The sequence below is a fragment of the Streptomyces aquilus genome (assembly GCF_003955715.1).
Classification (GTDB): Bacteria; Actinomycetota; Actinomycetes; order Streptomycetales; family Streptomycetaceae; genus Streptomyces; species Streptomyces aquilus.
Window position 1 is genome coordinate 8,166,058 of sequence record NZ_CP034463.1, and the last position, 16,597, is coordinate 8,182,654.

Consider the following 16,597-nt stretch of genomic DNA (forward strand, 5'->3'; position numbering starts at 1 on the left):
CCCTGGCGGGTGTGCTGCGCGAAGTGACTGCTGTTCGATACGTGACCCCGCTGCGGTCCGGCGGCTCCGTGCCCGGCGTCGTCGAGGCCGACGACCTGGGGACGTATGTCGTGAAGTTCACCGGCTCCGCGCAGGGCCGCAAGGCGCTGGTCGCCGAGGTGATCGTCGGCGAGCTGGCCCGCGCGCTCGGGCTGCGCTTCCCCGAACTGGTCCTGGTGCACTTCGACCCGGCGATCGCCGACAGCGAGCCCCACCAGGAGGTGCGCGAGCTGCACAGCGCCAGCGCGGGCCTCAACCTCGGCATGGACTATCTGCCGGGCGCCCGGGACTTCACCCCGGAGGTCGCCAAGAGCTTCCCGGTCGACTCCGTGGAGGCGGGCCGGATCGTCTGGCTCGACGCGCTGACCGTCAACGTGGACCGTACGGTGCACAGCTCGAACCTCATGGTGTGGCCCACCCTCGGGGTCGCGCCGCCGCGCCTGTGGCTGATCGACCACGGCGCCGCACTCGTCTTCCACCACCGCTGGGACGGCACGGACCCCGCCAAGCGGTACGACTTCCGCCACCACGCCCTCGGCCACTACGCCCCCGACGTCCGGGCCGCCGACACGGAGCTGGTCCCCAAGGTGACGCTCGACCTGCTGCGCGAGGTCACCGCGGCCGTCCCCGACGCCTGGCTCACGGACCACGCCACCCCCGACGAGGCACGCGAGGCGTACGTGGCGTACCTCCACGCGCGCGTGCAGGCGTCGGCGGACTGGCTGCCCACCGATTTCCCCACCCGGGAGGAACTCGCCGCCGAGGAGGCCCTCCGGGCGGCGAAGAACCAGAGAGGACGTCCCGCGTGGCTCAAGCAGGTCCCCGATCTGCACGGCAAGCCCGCGGCGGAACAGGATTGGTCGGTGCACCTCGGATGAGCCCCGCGAGCCCCGTCGTACAGATCGAGTACTGCACCCAGTGCCGTTGGCTGCCCCGCGCGGCCTGGCTGGCGCAGGAGCTGCTCACCACCTTCGAGCAGGAGCTGGGCGAGCTGTCCCTCAAGCCCGGCACCGGCGGCGTCTTCGTCGTCCGGGTGGACGACGAGGTGGTCTGGGACCGGCGCGAGCAGGGCTTCCCGGAGCCCACGGCCGTGAAGCAGGCCGTACGCGACCGAGTGGCCCCGGGAAAGTCCCTGGGCCACTCGGACAAGGCGGTTCAGGAGTAGGTCAGCCCTTGAGCTGCTCGTACGCGGGCAGCGTGAGGAAGTCCGCGTAGTCGTCGTCCAGCGACACTTCGAGCAGCAGGTCATGGGCCTGCTGCCAGTGGCCGGCGGCGAACGCCTCCTCGCCCAACTCCGCGCGGATGTCGGCGAGTTCCTCGGCGGCGACCTTGCGGGCCAGCTCCGGGGTGGCGAGTTCACCGTTCTCGAACTCGACGCCCGCGTTGATCCACTGCCAGATCTGCGAGCGGGAGATCTCCGCGGTGGCCGCGTCCTCCATGAGGTTGAAGATGGCGACCGCGCCGAGCCCGCGCAGCCAGGCCTCGATGTAACGGATGCCGACCTGGACGGCGTTGACCAGTCCGTTGTACGACGGCTTGGCGTCCAGCGAGTCGATGGCGATGAGGTCGGCGGCCTCGACGTGGACGTCCTCGCGCAGCCGGTCCTTCTGATGGGGCTTGTCGCCGAGGACCTTGTCGAAGGACTCCATGGCGATCGGCACCAGGTCGGGGTGGGCGACCCAGGAGCCGTCGAAGCCGTCGGCGGCCTCGCGGTCCTTGTCGGCGCGGACCTTCTCGAAGGCCACCTTGTTGACCTCGGCGTCCCGGCGGGACGGGATGAACGCCGCCATGCCGCCGATCGCGTGCGCGCCGCGCTTATGGCAGGTGCGGACGAGGAGTTCGGTGTACGCGCGCATGAATGGGGCCGTCATCGTGACCAGGTTGCGGTCCGGGAGGACGAACTTGGCGCCGCCGTCACGGAAGTTCTTGACGATGGAGAAGAGGTAGTCCCAGCGGCCGGCGTTCAACCCGGAGGCGTGGTCGCGGAGTTCGTAGAGGATCTCCTCCATCTCGTACGCCGCCGTGATCGTCTCGATGAGGACGGTGGCGCGGATGGTGCCCTGCGGGATGCCGACGTAGTCCTGCGCGAAGACGAACACGTCGTTCCACAGCCGGGCTTCGAGGTGCGACTCGGTCTTCGGGAGGTAGAAGTACGGGCCCTTGCCGAGGTCGAGCAGCCGCTGCGCGTTGTGGAAGAAGTAGAGGCCGAAGTCGACGAAGGCGCCGGGGACCTGGGAGCCGCCGGCGTCGACGAGGTGGCGCTCGCCCAGGTGCCAGCCGCGCGGGCGCATGACGACCGTCGCGAGCTCCTCGTCCGGGCGCAGGGCGTACGACTTGCCGGACCTCTCGTCCGTGAAGTCGATGTTCCGGGTGTAGGCGTCGGCGAGGTTGACCTGGCCGAGGACCACGTTCTCCCAGGTCGGTGCCGAGGCGTCCTCGAAGTCCGCGAGCCAGACCTTGGCGCCCGAGTTGAGGGCGTTGATGGTCATCTTGCGGTCGGTGGGGCCGGTGATCTCGACGCGGCGGTCGTTCAGGGCGGCGGGGGAGGGGGCGACCTTCCAGGAGTCGTCCGCACGGATCGCGGCCGTCTCCGGGAGGAAGTCGAGGGTGGAGGTGCGGGCGATCTCGGCGCGGCGCTCGGCACGGCGGGCGAGGAGTTCGTCACGCCGGGGCGTGAACCGGCGGTGCAGCTCGGCCACGAAGGCGAGGGCCGCGTCGGTGAGGACCTCCTCCTGCCGGGGCAGGGGCTCGGCGTCGACGATGGCCAGCGGGGACGGCGCTGGTGCGGACATGAGCTGTCACTTCCTTCAGCGAGCGTGGCACCGGGTGCCAGTCGAACCGGGTACGGCGAGGAACGCCCCCGGAGCGGTAGGGCGCTTCTGATCTGTGGATACTAGTTTCCTCATCGTGGAAGTTCAATGGTTTGTTGATGTCGAGATTCTCCGAGTCGAGGAAACGTGGCGCTCAGTGCCACCCCGTTCACTCAAGGTGGTGCAGGTCCGCGACGGTGTCGATGTCGTAGGGCCGGGCGATGTCACCGCACTCGACGAGCGCGACTTGTGCGGCGTGTTCCTTCAGATACGCGCGTGCCCCCCGGTCCCCGGTCGCAGTCGCGGCGATCCCCGCCCAGTGCGCGGACCCGAACAGCACGGGATGCCCGCGTACGCCGTCGTAGGCGGCCGAGACGAGCGCCGTCTCGCCGGTGTACGCGGCGCGCACCCGTGCGAACGCCTCCGCCCCGATACCGGGCTGGTCGACGAGCGACACCAGTGCCGCCCGCGCGCCCGTGCCGGAGAGCGACTCGAGACCGGCTCGAAGCGAGGACCCCATACCGCCGGCCCATTCCGGGTTCTCGACGAGCACGCACCCGTCGAGATCGGCCCGCCGCCGTACGTCGTCGGCGGCGGCCCCCAGCACCACGTGCACGCGCGTGCAGCCCGCCGCGCGCAGGACGCTCACCGCGTGTTCCACCAGTGGCCTGCCGCGATGATCCAGCAGCGCCTTGGGCCGCCCGCCGAGCCGACGCCCGCCGCCCGCGGCGAGCAGGAGTCCGGCGATCTGGTCCTCGTTGTCCGTCATGCGTCCTGCATACCCGACGCCCGGGGGAGTGGCCGGTTTCGAGGGGCTGAATTTCGGTCCGCGCAGTGGCGCGGCGCGCCCGGGGTGGCGTTTACTGACCCGCGTCCCCCGGCGCCCGACCAGCGTCACGGGGCTGTTTCGGGCGGGATCACGAGGTGGGGCGCACGACGGGGTGCGCCGGGGGGAGAGCTGTGTTGCGGAGCTTGGGGCAGAGGCCGGTGAGCGGCAGCGACGAGGACGATCCGAGAGTGGCGGGACTGCGCGCCGCGGTCTCCCGGCTGCGCCGCGAACTCGCCGCGCACCCGGCCGAGTTCCCCGACCGGGCGATCGCCGAGGACGAGCTGGCGGCACTGGCCGCGATGACGACCGACGGCGCCCCGGAGATCCCGCGACTGCGCCGCTCACTGCTGCTGATCGCGGGCGCGATCGGCTCGGTCAGCGCGCTGTCGCGGGGGCTGGCGGAGGTGCGGGACGCGGTGGAGCTGTTCGGGGGGCCGGGGCGGGGCTGAGGCTCGGCCGGATTCCCGCAGGGCTCTGGCTGGCCGGCGGATTCACGCAGGGCTCTGGCTGGCCAGTGCCTCCGAGAGTTCCGTCGCCACCTGCTGGAGCACCGGCACGATCTTGTCCGTGGCCGACTCGGTGACGCGGCCCGCCGGGCCTGAGATGGAAATCGCCGCTGCCGTGGGGGAGTTGGGCACGGACACCGCGAGGCAGCGGACGCCGATCTCCTGCTCGTTGTCGTCGACCGCGTACCCGAGCTGCCGTACGTCGGCCAGCGCCGCGAGGAAGCCGTCCGGGGTGGTGATCGTCTTCTCCGTCGCGGCCGGCATGCCGGTACGGGAGAGCAGCGCGCGCACCTCGGCGTCCGGGACGTCGGCGAGGAGGGCCTTGCCGACGCCGGTGGAGTGCGGCAGGACACGGCGGCCGACCTCGGTGAACATGCGCATCGAGTGCTTGGACGGCACCTGGGCGACGTAGACGATCTCGTCGCCGTCGAGCAGGGCCATGTTCGCCGTCTCGCCGGTCTCCTCGACCAGCCGGGCGAGGTAGGGGCGGGCCCAGGTGCCGAGCAGCCGGGAGGCCGACTCGCCGAGGCGGATCAGGCGGGGGCCGAGGGCATAGCGGCGGTTGGGCTGCTGGCGGACGTATCCGCAGGCCACGAGCGTGCGCATGAGGCGGTGGATGGTGGGCAGTGGCAGCCCGCTGGTCGCGGAGAGCTCGCTGAGGCCGACCTCGCCGCCCGCGTCCGCCATCCGCTCCAGCAGATCGAAGGCGCGCTCGAGGGACTGGACCCCGCCGCCGGCGGACTTGGCGGAGTCGGTGGTGCTGGCGCTGGACGTCGGCACGGCGCGTTCCTTTCGGGACCTGGCAGGAAGGGCAGAAGCCTACCCGGCAGTCGGTTGACTCCCTTGTTGTGCGTAGCTACGTTCTGCCTGTCGGAATTCTAATTCCGCTTTATGGAAACGTCCAGAGTGTGGGCGCCAAGGGTGCTGTGGGGAAGTGTGCCCTTGACGGCGCGAGAACGGGAGTGAAGACTCCTTCAACAGAAAGTTGAATTCCGTTACGCGGAAGTAAACCGGTGTCAGAGAGGGGTTCGGGTGTCCGACGCTGAACTGGTGCTGCGCTCGACGCGCGTCATCACTCCGGAAGGGACGCGCGCCGCCTCGGTCGCGGTCGCCGCCGGCAAGATCACGGCCGTACTCCCGTACGACGCCGAAGTACCCGCCGGCGCCCGCCTGGAGGACGTCGGCGACCACGTCGTCCTGCCCGGCCTGGTCGACACCCACGTGCACGTCAACGACCCCGGCCGCACCGAGTGGGAGGGCTTCTGGACCGCCACGCGCGCGGCGGCGGCCGGCGGCATCACGACCCTCGTCGACATGCCCCTCAACTCCCTCCCGCCGACCACCACGGTCGACCACCTCCGCACCAAGAAGGACGTCGCCGCCGACAAGGCGCACATCGACGTCGGCTTCTGGGGTGGCGCCCTGCCGGACAACGTCAAGGACCTGCGGCCGCTGCACGAGGCCGGGGTCTTCGGCTTCAAGGCGTTCCTGTCGCCGTCCGGCGTGGACGAGTTCCCGCACCTGGACCAGGACCGGCTCGCCCAGTCCCTGGCCGAGATCGCCTCCTTCGGCGGCCTGCTGATCGTGCACGCCGAGGACCCGCACCACCTGGAGGCGGCCCCGCAGCAGGGCGGCCCCAAGTACGCCGACTTCCTGGCCTCCCGCCCGCGCGACGCCGAGGACACGGCGATCGCCCAACTCATCGCCCAGGCCAAGCGGTTGGACGCGCGCGTGCACGTCCTGCACCTGTCGTCGAGCGACGCCCTCCCGCTCGTCGCCGCGGCCAAGGCCGAAGGCGTCCGCCTGACGGTCGAGACCTGCCCCCACTATCTGACCCTGACGGCCGAGGAAGTCCCGGACGGCGCCAGCGAGTTCAAGTGCTGTCCGCCCATCCGCGAGTCCGCCAACCAGGACCTGCTCTGGCAGGCGCTGGCCGACGGCACCATCGACTGCGTCGTCACCGACCACTCCCCGTCCACGGCCGACCTGAAGACCGACGACTTCGCGACGGCGTGGGGCGGCATCTCGGGCCTCCAGCTGAGCCTGGCGGCGGTCTGGACGGAGGCCCGCAAGCGCGGCCACGGGCTGGAGGACGTCGTCCGCTGGATGTCCACGCGCACCTCGGAGTTGGTCGGCCTGGACCAGAAGGGCGCCATCGAGGCCGGCCGCGACGCCGACTTCGCCGTCCTCGCACCCGACGAGACGTTCACCGTCGACCCGGCAGAACTCCAGCACCGCAACCGCGTGACGGCGTACGCGGGCAAGACCCTGTACGGCGTCGTGAAGTCGACCTGGCTGCGCGGCGAACGCATCGTCGCGGACGGCGAGTTCACGGACCCGAAGGGCCGACTCCTCACCCGCACCCCCTGACTCTCACCACCGCACCCCCTGGCTCTCACCACCGCAAACCCTGACTCTCACCACCGCACCCGCAGCGGCCGACTCTTCAGAAAGGCATTCTTCGTGACGGCGATTCCGAGTTTCACCGGCGATGCGCACCCGTACGGCGGCGGTGACCCGTACGCCGACTACCGCACCGCCGACTTCCCCTTCACCCAGTACGCCGACCTCGCCGCCCGGCAGCTCGGCGCCGGAGTCATCGCCGCCAACGACGAGTTCTTCGCCCAGCGCGAGAACCTGCTGCTGCCCGAGCGCGCCGAGTTCGACCCCGAGCACTTCGGGCACAAGGGCAAGATCATGGACGGCTGGGAGACGCGGCGCCGCCGCGGCGCGTCCGCCGAGCACCCGTGGCCGACGGCCGAGGACCACGACTGGGCACTGGTCCGCCTCGGCGCGCCCGGCGTGATCCGCGGGATCGTCGTCGACACGGCCCACTTCCGCGGCAACTACCCGCAGGCGGTGTCGGTCGAGGGCACGTCGGTGGCGGGTTCGCCCTCCCCGGAGGAACTCCTCGGCGACGACGTGAAGTGGACGACGCTGGTCCCGCGCACGCCGGTGGGCGGCCACGCGGCCAACGGCTTCGAGGTGGCGGTCGAGCAGCGCTTCACGCACCTGCGCGTCAACCAGCACCCGGACGGCGGCATCGCGCGCCTGCGCGTGTACGGCGAGGTCGTCCCCGACCCCGAGTGGCTGTCGGTCCTCGGCACCTTCGACGTGGTCGCCCTGGAGAACGGCGGCCGGGCCGAGGACGCCTCCAACCTCTTCTACTCCCCGGCGTCGAACACCATCCAGCCGGGCCGCTCCCGCAAGATGGACGACGGCTGGGAGACCCGCCGCCGCCGCGACCAGGGCAACGACTGGATCCGCTACCGCCTGGTGGCCCAGTCCCAGATCCGCGCGATCGAGATCGACACGGCGTATCTGAAGGGCAACAGCGCGGGCTGGGCGTCGGTGTCGGTCCAGGACGGCGAGACGGGTGCCTGGCAGGAGATCCTGCCCCGCACCCGCCTCCAGCCCGACACCAACCACCGTTTCGTCCTCCCGGCCCCGGCGATCGGCACCCACGCGCGCGTGGACATCTTCCCGGACGGCGGCATCTCGCGGCTGCGGTTGTTCGGGTCGCTGACGGAGACCGGCGCGGCGACGCTGCGGGCGAGGCATCAGGAGCTGGGCGGCTGACCCGCTGCTCTTCTCTGTGTGAACGCCGGACGGTCCGACTCACTCAGCCCGTCCGGCGTTTGCGGCCTCACGCCGCATGCCCCCCGTCCACAGCGAACTCCGCACCGGTCACGTACTCCGCCCCCGCCAGATACGCGACCGTCCCCGCCACTTCCTCCGCCGTCCCGAACCGCCCCAGCGCCGTCATCGCCGCCTGCCCCGCCGCATACGGCCCGTCCGCCGGGTTCATGTCGGTGTCCGTCGGCCCGGGATGCACGATGTTCGCCGTGATCCCCCGCCCGCCCAGCTCCCTGGCCAGCGCCTTCGTCAGCCCGACCAGCGCCGACTTGCTCATCGCGTAGAGCGTGCCGCCGGGCCCCGGCACCCGCTGGGTCATGCAGGTACCGATCGTGATGATCCGCCCGCCGGCCCCCATCACCGCTGCCGCTGCCTGCGAGGCCAGGAACACCCCGCGCACATTCACGGCCAGCACCCGGTCCACGTCGGCGAGCGACAGCCCTTCCAGCGGCCCCAGCACCCCCACACCCACGTTGTTCACCAGCACGTCCAGGCGACCGCCGAGCGCCTCCGCCGCACCCGCCACGGCCCCCGCCGCCTCCTGCGGGTCCGCCGAGTCCGCCCGCAGGGCGACCGCACGCCGCCCCAGCGCTTCGACACGCCGTACGACGTCCTCCGCCGCCTCCTTGCCGTTCGCGTACGTCAGCGCCACGTCCGCGCCCTCCCGCGCGAGCCGCAGTACCGTCGCCGCCCCGATCCCCCGGCTCCCACCGGTGACGAGGGCGACCTTGCCGTGCAGAGTTCCGTCAGTCGTTGTCATGCCTCCATCTCAGCGGTGCGCACCCGCGCGTGCTGGCGGCGAACGGACACCGAACTCGCACCCCGGAACCCGAACCCGGAACTCTTCCCTCCGCCTCCCGCGTTCTCCTCCCGTGACCCTTCAGCAAGACATCGTCGGCAACGCCATGCAGATGGCGGTCGTCAGCCTCCAGCCCGGCCAGACCGTGTACTGCGAGGCCGGAAAGTTCCTGTTCAAGACCACGAACGTCACCATGGAGACCCGCCTGAGCGGCCCGTCGAACCCCGGCGGACAGCAGCCCCAGGGCGGCGCCGGCGGCATGGGCGGCATGCTCCGCCAGGCCATGGGCACCGCCATGCAGGTGGGCCAGCGCGCCCTCGCGGGCGAGTCCCTGGCGTTCCAGTACTTCACGTCCACCGGCGGCGAGGGCACCGTCGGCTTCGCGGGCGTCCTGCCCGGCGAGATGCGCGCCCTGGAGCTGGACGGCACGCGCGCGTGGTTCGCGGAGAAGGACGCGTTCGTCGCCGCCGAGTCCACCGTCGACTTCGGTATCGCCTTCCAGGGCGGCCGGACCGGCCGCAGCGGCGGCGAGGGCTTCATCCTGGAGAAGTTCACCGGCCGCGGCACCGTGATCATCGCCGGCGCCGGAAACTTCATCGACCTCAACCCGGCCGACTTCGGCGGCCGCATCGAGGTCGACACCGGCTGCGTCGTCGCCTTCGAGGAGGGCATCCAGTACGGCGTCCAGCGCGTCGGCGGCCTCAACCGCCAGGGCCTGATGAACGCCGTGTTCGGCGGCGAGGGCCTCTCCCTGGCCACCCTGGAGGGCAACGGACGCGTCATCCTCCAGTCCCTGACCATCGAGAGCCTCGCCAACGCCCTGAAGAAGGCGCAGGGCGGCGACAAGCAGGGCCCGACGGGCGGCCTGTTCTCCACGCACGCGGGCTGAGGCCGCGCGGCGCCACCGATGAGTTGCGGGTGCCGGTGGGGTCTGAGCTGATGACAACAGACCCCACCCACGAGAGAAGGCACCCGCCATGGGCAAGCTCGTCTCCCAGATCTTCGTCAGCCTCGACGGCGTCTACCAGGCCCCCGGCGGCCCCGAGGAGGACCCCAGGGGCGGCTTCGAGCAGGGCGGCTGGATGGTCCCGTACGACGACGAGGACTTCGGCCGCTTCGTCACCGAGGTCTTCGGCCAGGTCGGCGCGTTCCTCCTCGGCCGTCGTACGTACGACATCTTCGCCGCGTACTGGCCGAAGGTGACCGACCCCGACAACCTCATCGCCGACCGGCTCAACGCCCTGCCGAAGTATGTCCCCTCGGCCACGCTCACCGCCCCCGAGTGGCACAACACCACCGTGATCGGCGGCGACCTCGCCAAGGAGATCACCGCCCTCAAGGAGCGCACCGACGGCGAGCTCCAGGTCCACGGCAGCGGAGCCCTCGTGCAGTCCCTGCTGAACCTGGACCTGATCGACACCTTCCACGTGATCACCGTCCCGGTCGTCCTGGGCGCCGGCCGCCGCCTCTTCGCCGAGGGCAGCCTCCCGACCGCCTTCGCGCACCGCGGCGGGCTCATCACCTCCAAGGGCGTCTCCATCCAGACGTACGACAAGGCGGGCCGCCCCGAGTACGGCACGTTCGACCTCCCGGAAAACGCCTAGCCCCAGTTCAGCCACGCGGGTACGGTGATCGCTCCACGTGCGAGCCACCGACGTCTCCACACCCCAGACGGAGACCGGGAGAGCCGCACCGATGTCCTCGATCGCCGTACCCGGCGCCCTCGCGCCGCGCCGCACCTGGCTGACCGACCTGCCGGTCCTGCTCGTGGCGGTCGTGTGGGGCGCGAGCTATCTCGCCGCCAAGGACATCACCACCGCGCGGACCGTGATCGCGGTCCTGGTGCTGCGCTTCGCGATCGTCCTGCCGGTCCTGGCCGTCGCCGGACGGCGCGCGCTGCGCGCCCTGAGCGCCGCCCAGTGGCGGGGTGCCGGGGTGCTCGGGCTGATCCTCAGCGGGATCTTCCTGCTGGAGACGTACGGCGTCGTCCACACCTCGGCGACCAACGCCGGCCTCATCATCAGCCTCACCATGATCTTCACGCCGCTCGCCGAGGCCGCCGTCACCCGCACCCGCCCCTCGCGGGCCTTCCTCGGCGCCGCCGCCCTCTCCGTGCTCGGCGTCGTCCTGCTCACCCAGGGCGGCGGCTTCACCCCGCCCTCCCTCGGCGACCTGCTCATGCTGCTCGCCGCGCTCGCCCGGACCGTCCACGTGCTCGCCATGTCCCGTATCAAGGCGGTGGAGGGCGCCGACGCCCTGTCCCTGACCACCGTCCAACTCGGCGCCGCCGTGGCGGTGTTCGCGCTGCTGTCGACCGGCGCCGACGCCACGCCGTGGGGGACGGCCGCGGACTTCGGGCCGCGGGAGTGGGCCGGGCTGCTGTTCCTGTCCGCGTTCTGCACGCTCTTCGCGTTCTTCGTGCAGATGTGGGCGGTCCGCCGCACCTCCCCGTCCCGGGTCAGCCTGCTGCTCGGCACCGAGCCCCTGTGGGCCGCCCTCGCGGGCATCGCCCTGGGCGGCGAACACCTCGGCGCGCTCGGTCTCGCGGGCGGTGCGCTGGTGCTTGTGGGGACCGCGTGGGGGCGCAGGGCCGCAAGTTAACTCCCGGAAAACTCATCGGACTTGACGGGAAAATCTCCGGAGTTGTCATTGACATGCCACTGTCTACGCGCGTCATCATGAGCGCATGAGATTCCCCCCACGAATCACTCGCATCGGCGCCGCAGCCGCCGTCCTGTCCGCTCTCCTCGTCGGCGGAACCGTCGCCACGGCTTCCCCCGCGGCCGCAGCGGTCGGCAGCATCTGTTACGGCGACCTGCCCTCCCAGGCGTACGACACCCTGAGGCTGATCGACCAGGGCGGCCCCTACCCGTACTCCCAGGACGGCGCCGTCTTCCAGAACCGGGAAGGCGTCCTGCCCTCGCAGTCCACCGGGTACTACCACGAGTACACGGTCAAGACGCCCGGCTCCTCCACGCGCGGCGCGCGCCGCATCGTGACGGGTGAGGAGTACCAGGAGGACTACTACACCGCGGACCACTACGCCACGTTCGACCTGATCGACTACGGCTGCTGAGCCGACGGGTCGAAACCCCCACCGAGGCGTCGAGGAACAGTGCGACCAGCCGGAGGTCCGGTCCGCGTTCAGCCGGACTTCCGGCTCTCCGCGGCGGCGAACAGCGCGATCGCCAGCACCACCAGGGCGATGCTCGCGTAGAGCTCGTGGCCGTCGAGGAAGCCCAGCTTCTGCACGAGTCCCCAGTGCCAGTCGGTGAACTCGTTCACGAGGCCGGCGACGCCCTGCACCAGGGCGAGAAATCCGATCAGTTCCAGCAAGTGCTTCATGGCACGACCCTCGCCCCGCGGTCCCCCCACAGTCATCGGCCGCGGGGCGAGCCACGTCCGCCGGAAGTACCCGGAGCGCGCGACCCCGCCACGCCGAAAGTCGCCTCTCCCGCGACTTTGGTAGGTGATGCCGTCCGCGTGGAGGTGCCGCCGGGATTCCGTGCGTAGATTTGTCGACCGTGAGCGGTGACAAGCAGACGGCGGTGCCCCAGTTCTTCGCGGGCCGGCGCTGGCTGCTGCCCTCAGCCGTCCTGAACGAACTCGACCCGGACGCCGACCGCGCCGGCCGCCGGCCCCGGCGCACCGCCCGCGACTGGCTCGTCGACTTCAGCTGCTTCGTCGTCGCCGTGACCATCGGCCTGATCGGCGCGGACAGCCTGGCCCGCAACCCCCACGTCTCCGAGAACCTCGCCCATCTCGACCAGCTGATCGGCGCGGTCGCCTGCGGCGCGGTCTGGCTGCGCCGCCGCTGGCCGCTCGGCCTCGCCGTCGCGACGGTCCCCGTGGGGCTGGTCTCGGACACCGCGGGCGGCGCCTGTCTGATCGCCCTGTTCACCCTCGCCGTGCACCGGCCCTTCCGGTACGTGGCCTGGCTGGGCGGCATCAACATCGCGCTGATCCCGCTCTACTACTGGATGCGCCCCGACGTCGACCTGCCGTACCTCGCCTCGGTCGTCATGACCGTGCTGATGGTCGCGGTGGTGGTCGCCTGCGGTCTGGTCGTGCGCTCCAAGCGGCAGCTCATGCTGAGCCTCCGGGACCGCGCCCGGCGCGCCGAGACCGAGGCCCGGTTGCGCGCCGAGCAGGCGCAGCGGCTGGCCCGCGAGGCCATCGCCCGCGAGATGCACGACGTCCTCGCCCACCGGCTGACCCTGCTCAGCGTGCACGCGGGCGCGCTGGAGTTCCGGCCCGACGCACCCCAGGAGGAGGTCGCCCGGGCGGCCGGCGTGATCCGGGAGAGCGCCCACGAGGCCCTCCAGGACCTGCGGGAGATCATCGGCGTCCTGCGGGCGGGCGACCAGGACGACACGGGCCGCCCGCAGCCCACCCTCGCCGCCCTCGACGCGCTGGTCGCCGAGTCCCGCGAGGCCGGCATGAAGGTCGTCCTCGACACCCGCGTCACCGACCCCGCGGTCGTCCCCGCCTCCGTCGGCCGCACCGCCTACCGCATCGCCCAGGAGGGCCTCACCAACGCCCGCAAACACGCCCCCGGCACCGAGGTCACCGTCTCCGTCGAAGGCGCCCCCGGAGAGGGCCTCACCATCTCCGTCCACAACCCGGCACCCGACGGCGAGGTGGCCCCCGTACCCGGCTCCGGCCAGGGCCTGATCGGCCTGACCGAACGAGCCACCCTGGCCGGCGGCCGACTGGAACACGGCCCGGAGGGGGACGGGGGCTTCGGGGTACGGGCCTGGCTGCCCTGGGGGTGAGGGAGGAGCCGGTGACACTCTGCCGACGCCTCGTTCCCGCTCCCCGGGCTCGCCTCGTGCCGCACCGACCAGCCCCGATGCGCCCCAACTCCGCCCCGTCCACGACCAGGTGACGTCCCATCAACACCCCCTTCGCCGCCCTTCGAACCCGCTAGCGTGGTCCGCTGTGCGGTACTTGGGGCCGATGCGGCGGGCCGGTGATCACAGGGGTGCTGTCGGTCGGCTCCGGGACCGAGGAGGGCGAGCGTCGGCTCAACGGCGTCCTCGCGTCGTACTGGACTCAGGCCGCGCCACGGCGGCCGGAACGGACGATCTGAAGTGCCGCAGCACGCCTATGACTTGCACGCACTGATCTACGAGGTCCAGCAGAGCGCGCGCCAGGGGCTGAACGACGCCCAGGACATGGTCCGGCTCACCTCCCTGGTGCTCGACCATCTGGGCTGCGCCTCGGGCCGCGAGGCGTACGACATGCTGTACGAGGACTGGAAGGCGCTGCCCCGGGGCACCACGATGTCCGGTCTGCGCGCGGGGCAGATCATCAGCATCCTTCCCCACCTGATGTTCGACCGGCCGGTCGCCGACGCGGGGCGGCACCGGGAACTCCTGGACGAGGCACGGAAGTACGGGCCGCAGGAACAGGCCTGGCAGGCCGGCGTCCTGGGGGCGAGCGGCATGCAGGCGATGCAGCACCTGGGCGATCCCGCGGAGTTGGAGGCGTCGCTGGCCCGTCTGGAGGCGTCCCGCGACATGCTGCCGCCCGGCAGCCCCCAGCGGGACGCGGTCGAGGTGTCCCATGCCGCAGCCCGTATCCACCTGGCCCAACTCGGCGGCGGCGAGGACGACTTCGACTCCGCCGTCGAGGACCTGGCCCGGCTCGCCGACTCCCCGGCCTTAGGCGAACAGCAGCGCGTGGTCCTGGCCGTGCAGCTGGCCGGATACCGCGCCCACCAGGCCACCCGGCGCGAGGACGAGGACGAACTCGCCCTGCGAATCAGGGAGATGGAGTCCACCCTGGCGCAACTGTCGCCGAACCAGATGGACCGGCCCAACCTGGAGGCCTACCTCGACGCCGCCCGCGGCAACCTGCTGGTCCTCCGTGCCCGCCGTACCGGCGAAGACCTCACCGCGGCGGACTTCCCGCCCGCGACTCCCCTGGACGAGGTGCGACGGCAACTCGGACCGGTCCCGGAGAACACGCGGATCGACCGGCTCGGCGACGTCGGTCTCACCCGTGCGACGCGCGCCATGCTCGCCGGCGACCACCGGGGCACCGTCGAGGCGCTCGCCCTGGTCGAGGAGGCCATGGACCTGCTGGAGCCCGACGACGAACGGTGGCTGCGCAACGCCGGCACCCTCGGCATGGCCCACTGCATGCTCGCCATGAACGCCATCGCCCCCCGCGCCGACTGCCCCCACCTCCTGGACCAGGGCATCTCCTGGCTGCGGCACACCCACAAGCTGACCGGCGGACCGGATCACCCGATCTGGGGGAACACCGGGATGGCGCTCGCCATGGCGTACCGGGTGCGCGGCGACTACCTGCATCCACGCGACCGCCACGCCAAGCGCCGCAACCACGAGGAGTCCCGGCGCGTCGGCCTCGACGCGCTGCGGTCCGCGGCCTGGCAGGGCATCCTCCAGTCCGGTACCGCCCACGCCGCCCAGACCGCCCGGCGGGCCGGCGAGAACGCGCTCGACGTGGCCCGCTGGTGCATCGCCGACGGCGCCCACGCCGACGCCGTCCGCGCCCTCGACGCCGGACGCGGACTCGCCCTGCATGCCGCGACGGTGGCGACCACCGTGCCCGACCTGCTGGCCGCCGCGGGGCAGCCGGAACTCGCCGACGAATGGCGCCGTGCCGGGGCCGTGGTCGCACCCCAGCCGGAGGCCGGGCTGACCCTCGCGGGGCAGCTGCCCGTCTCCGGCCCGTCCAGCCGGTTACGCCGCCGGGTCCTTAAGGTGCTCTCCGCGTCCCCGCTGCGGCAGCGGCTGCTGGACGCGCCCTCCCCCGAGGAGATCGGCGCGGCCCTGCGCGCCATGGGGGCGACCGCTCTCGTCTACCTCGTCCCCGGCAGCGCGGAGGACGTGAGCCTGACGGACCGGGTGGTCTTCGGCCGGTACGCCGACGAAGGTCAGGCGCTCATCGTCTCGGCCGACGGCAGCACCCGGGCCCTGCCCTTGCCCCGACTCCTCGTCGAGGCACCGGAGTTGGCCTCCTACCGTGCCACCGGCACCCCCGGCCGCGACGCCGGCGGCCCGCCCACCGACCCCACCCCCACCCTCACCCCGCCGCCCCGCCCGGAGGTGAGCCGGGCCGCCCTGGAACGGCTCTGCGACTGGGCCGGTACGGCGGTGATGGAACCGCTCCTCAAGCACCTCCCGCGCGGCTACGGCCGGGTCCCCTCCGTCGTGCTGGTGCCCATGGCGGAACTCGGCGCCGTGCCCTGGCACGCGGCCCGGATGCCCGGGAGGCACGGCCGTCGCGCCTGTCACGAGGCGGACATCTCCTATCTGCCCTCGGCCCGGCTGCTGTGCGAGGTGGCCGCCCGGCCCGCCACCCGGGTCAGGCAGGCCCTCGTCGTCGGCAACCCCACCCGCGACCTGCACCACGCGGGCGAGGAGGCCGAGGCCATCCACCGCGCCTTCCACCCGAAGGGCGAACTGCTGGGCCCCGGCCGGGCCACGCCTGCCGCCGTCACCGACTGGCTGCGCGGGCAGCGCGGCGGACTGCTGCATCTCGCCTGCCACGGCGTGGTGCGCCAGGGCGAGCGGCACAGCGCCTATCTCGCCCTGTCCGGCGGCGAGTTGGCGGCCGAGGAACTCACCGAGGGCAGCAGCCGCTTCCGGGAGCTGGAGCTGGTCGTCCTCGCCGCGTGCCGCACCAACGTGTCGGGGCGCGGCTACGACGAGGCGTACAGCCTGTCCACCGCGTTCCTCGTGGCCGGTGCCCGCTCGGTGATCGGCTCGCTGTGGCCGGTGCCCGACGAGGCGACCTCCCTGCTGATGTACATGACCCACCACTTCATGAGCCGCGACGGCCTCGCGCCCGGACCCGCCCTGCGCAGCGCGCAGTTGTGGATGCTGGACGACCACCGCACGGCCCCGCCCGGCATGCCGGCCCAACTCCAGGGCCGCGTCCGCCGGATCAGCGGAGCCGACCTGACCGCCTGGGCCGGCTTCACCCACCTGGGCTGGTGAACCGG

Annotated in this window: 16 protein-coding genes; 11 read left to right on the plus strand and 5 right to left on the minus strand. The window is 72.0% G+C overall.

Annotated features, from left to right (window positions below; all coding sequences use genetic code 11):
- Nucleotides 1-11 precede the first annotated feature (11 nt).
- Both EJC51_RS37450 and EJC51_RS37455 read left to right on the plus strand, forming a co-directional pair.
- Entirely contained in the window at nucleotides 12-917 is a 906-nt protein-coding gene (locus tag EJC51_RS37450; protein WP_126275112.1) for a HipA family kinase, read from the plus strand.
- On the plus strand, nucleotides 914-1,204 hold the full coding sequence (locus tag EJC51_RS37455; RefSeq protein ID WP_097270460.1) for an Rdx family protein: 291 nt from the start codon (nucleotides 914-916) through the stop codon (nucleotides 1,202-1,204). The genes EJC51_RS37450 and EJC51_RS37455 overlap by 4 nt, the downstream gene beginning before the upstream one ends.
- Nucleotide 1,205: 1 nt before the next feature.
- Here EJC51_RS37455 and aceB read toward each other — a convergent pair whose 3' ends face one another.
- Together aceB and EJC51_RS37465 are read right to left on the minus strand one after the other, a co-directional pair.
- A complete protein-coding gene (gene aceB / locus EJC51_RS37460) occupies nucleotides 1,206-2,831 on the minus strand; it encodes a malate synthase A (protein ID WP_126275113.1) in 1,626 nt (541 codons plus the stop codon).
- 187 nt (nucleotides 2,832-3,018) lie between these two features.
- A complete protein-coding gene (locus EJC51_RS37465) occupies nucleotides 3,019-3,618 on the minus strand; it encodes a nucleotidyltransferase family protein (protein ID WP_126275114.1) in 600 nt (199 codons plus the stop codon).
- Nucleotides 3,619-3,836: 218 nt separating this feature from the next.
- Here EJC51_RS37465 and EJC51_RS37470 point away from each other — a divergent pair, with 218 nt between their 5' ends.
- Nucleotides 3,837-4,127 carry a DUF5955 family protein gene (locus EJC51_RS37470; protein WP_244363025.1) on the plus strand — a complete coding sequence of 97 codons (291 nt, stop codon included), beginning with the start codon at nucleotides 3,837-3,839 and terminating at the stop codon, nucleotides 4,125-4,127.
- 42 nt (nucleotides 4,128-4,169) lie between these two features.
- On the opposite strand, the gene EJC51_RS37475 is transcribed toward EJC51_RS37470, so the two are convergent.
- The gene (locus tag EJC51_RS37475; protein WP_097270468.1) at nucleotides 4,170-4,964 is read right to left on the minus strand and encodes an IclR family transcriptional regulator; all 795 of its coding nucleotides are present in this window, start codon (nucleotides 4,962-4,964) and stop codon (nucleotides 4,170-4,172) included.
- A 252-nt stretch (nucleotides 4,965-5,216) separates the two neighbouring features.
- Here EJC51_RS37475 and allB point away from each other — a divergent pair, with 252 nt between their 5' ends.
- Together allB and alc are read left to right on the plus strand one after the other, a co-directional pair.
- Nucleotides 5,217-6,554, plus strand: coding sequence for an allantoinase AllB (gene allB / locus EJC51_RS37480; RefSeq protein WP_126275116.1), 1,338 nt, complete (start codon nucleotides 5,217-5,219; stop codon nucleotides 6,552-6,554).
- A gap of 93 nt (nucleotides 6,555-6,647) precedes the next feature.
- On the plus strand, nucleotides 6,648-7,763 hold the full coding sequence (gene alc / locus EJC51_RS37485) for an allantoicase (RefSeq protein WP_126275117.1): 1,116 nt from the start codon (nucleotides 6,648-6,650) through the stop codon (nucleotides 7,761-7,763).
- Between the two features lie 67 nt (nucleotides 7,764-7,830).
- On the opposite strand, the gene EJC51_RS37490 is transcribed toward alc, so the two are convergent.
- Complete coding sequence (locus tag EJC51_RS37490) at nucleotides 7,831-8,580, minus strand: SDR family oxidoreductase (protein WP_126275118.1); 750 nt, start codon at nucleotides 8,578-8,580, stop codon at nucleotides 7,831-7,833.
- A gap of 112 nt (nucleotides 8,581-8,692) precedes the next feature.
- On the opposite strand from EJC51_RS37490, the gene EJC51_RS37495 reads away from it, so the two are divergent.
- From EJC51_RS37495 to EJC51_RS37510, 4 genes are all read left to right on the plus strand, one after another.
- Nucleotides 8,693-9,508: an AIM24 family protein gene (locus EJC51_RS37495; protein ID WP_207924906.1), complete on the plus strand. Its 816-nt coding sequence runs from the start codon at nucleotides 8,693-8,695 to the stop codon at nucleotides 9,506-9,508.
- An 88-nt stretch (nucleotides 9,509-9,596) separates the two neighbouring features.
- Complete coding sequence (locus EJC51_RS37500) at nucleotides 9,597-10,223, plus strand: dihydrofolate reductase family protein (RefSeq protein WP_126275119.1); 627 nt, start codon at nucleotides 9,597-9,599, stop codon at nucleotides 10,221-10,223.
- A 91-nt stretch (nucleotides 10,224-10,314) separates the two neighbouring features.
- Nucleotides 10,315-11,220 carry a DMT family transporter gene (locus EJC51_RS37505; protein WP_126275120.1) on the plus strand — a complete coding sequence of 302 codons (906 nt, stop codon included), beginning with the start codon at nucleotides 10,315-10,317 and terminating at the stop codon, nucleotides 11,218-11,220.
- An 85-nt stretch (nucleotides 11,221-11,305) separates the two neighbouring features.
- The gene (locus EJC51_RS37510) at nucleotides 11,306-11,695 is read left to right on the plus strand and encodes a guanyl-specific ribonuclease (RefSeq protein ID WP_126275121.1); all 390 of its coding nucleotides are present in this window, start codon (nucleotides 11,306-11,308) and stop codon (nucleotides 11,693-11,695) included.
- Nucleotides 11,696-11,763: 68 nt separating this feature from the next.
- On the opposite strand, the gene EJC51_RS37515 is transcribed toward EJC51_RS37510, so the two are convergent.
- Nucleotides 11,764-11,964 (minus strand): hypothetical protein, encoded by a 201-nt coding sequence (locus EJC51_RS37515; RefSeq protein WP_126275122.1) that lies wholly within the window; start codon nucleotides 11,962-11,964, stop codon nucleotides 11,764-11,766.
- Between the two features lie 170 nt (nucleotides 11,965-12,134).
- On the opposite strand from EJC51_RS37515, the gene EJC51_RS37520 reads away from it, so the two are divergent.
- Nucleotides 12,135-13,394 (plus strand): sensor histidine kinase, encoded by a 1,260-nt coding sequence (locus tag EJC51_RS37520; protein WP_126275123.1) that lies wholly within the window; start codon nucleotides 12,135-12,137, stop codon nucleotides 13,392-13,394.
- Nucleotides 13,395-13,733: 339 nt separating this feature from the next.
- Nucleotides 13,734-16,592, plus strand: coding sequence for a CHAT domain-containing protein (locus EJC51_RS37525; protein ID WP_244363028.1), 2,859 nt, complete (start codon nucleotides 13,734-13,736; stop codon nucleotides 16,590-16,592).
- Nucleotides 16,593-16,597: the final 5 nt, after the last annotated feature.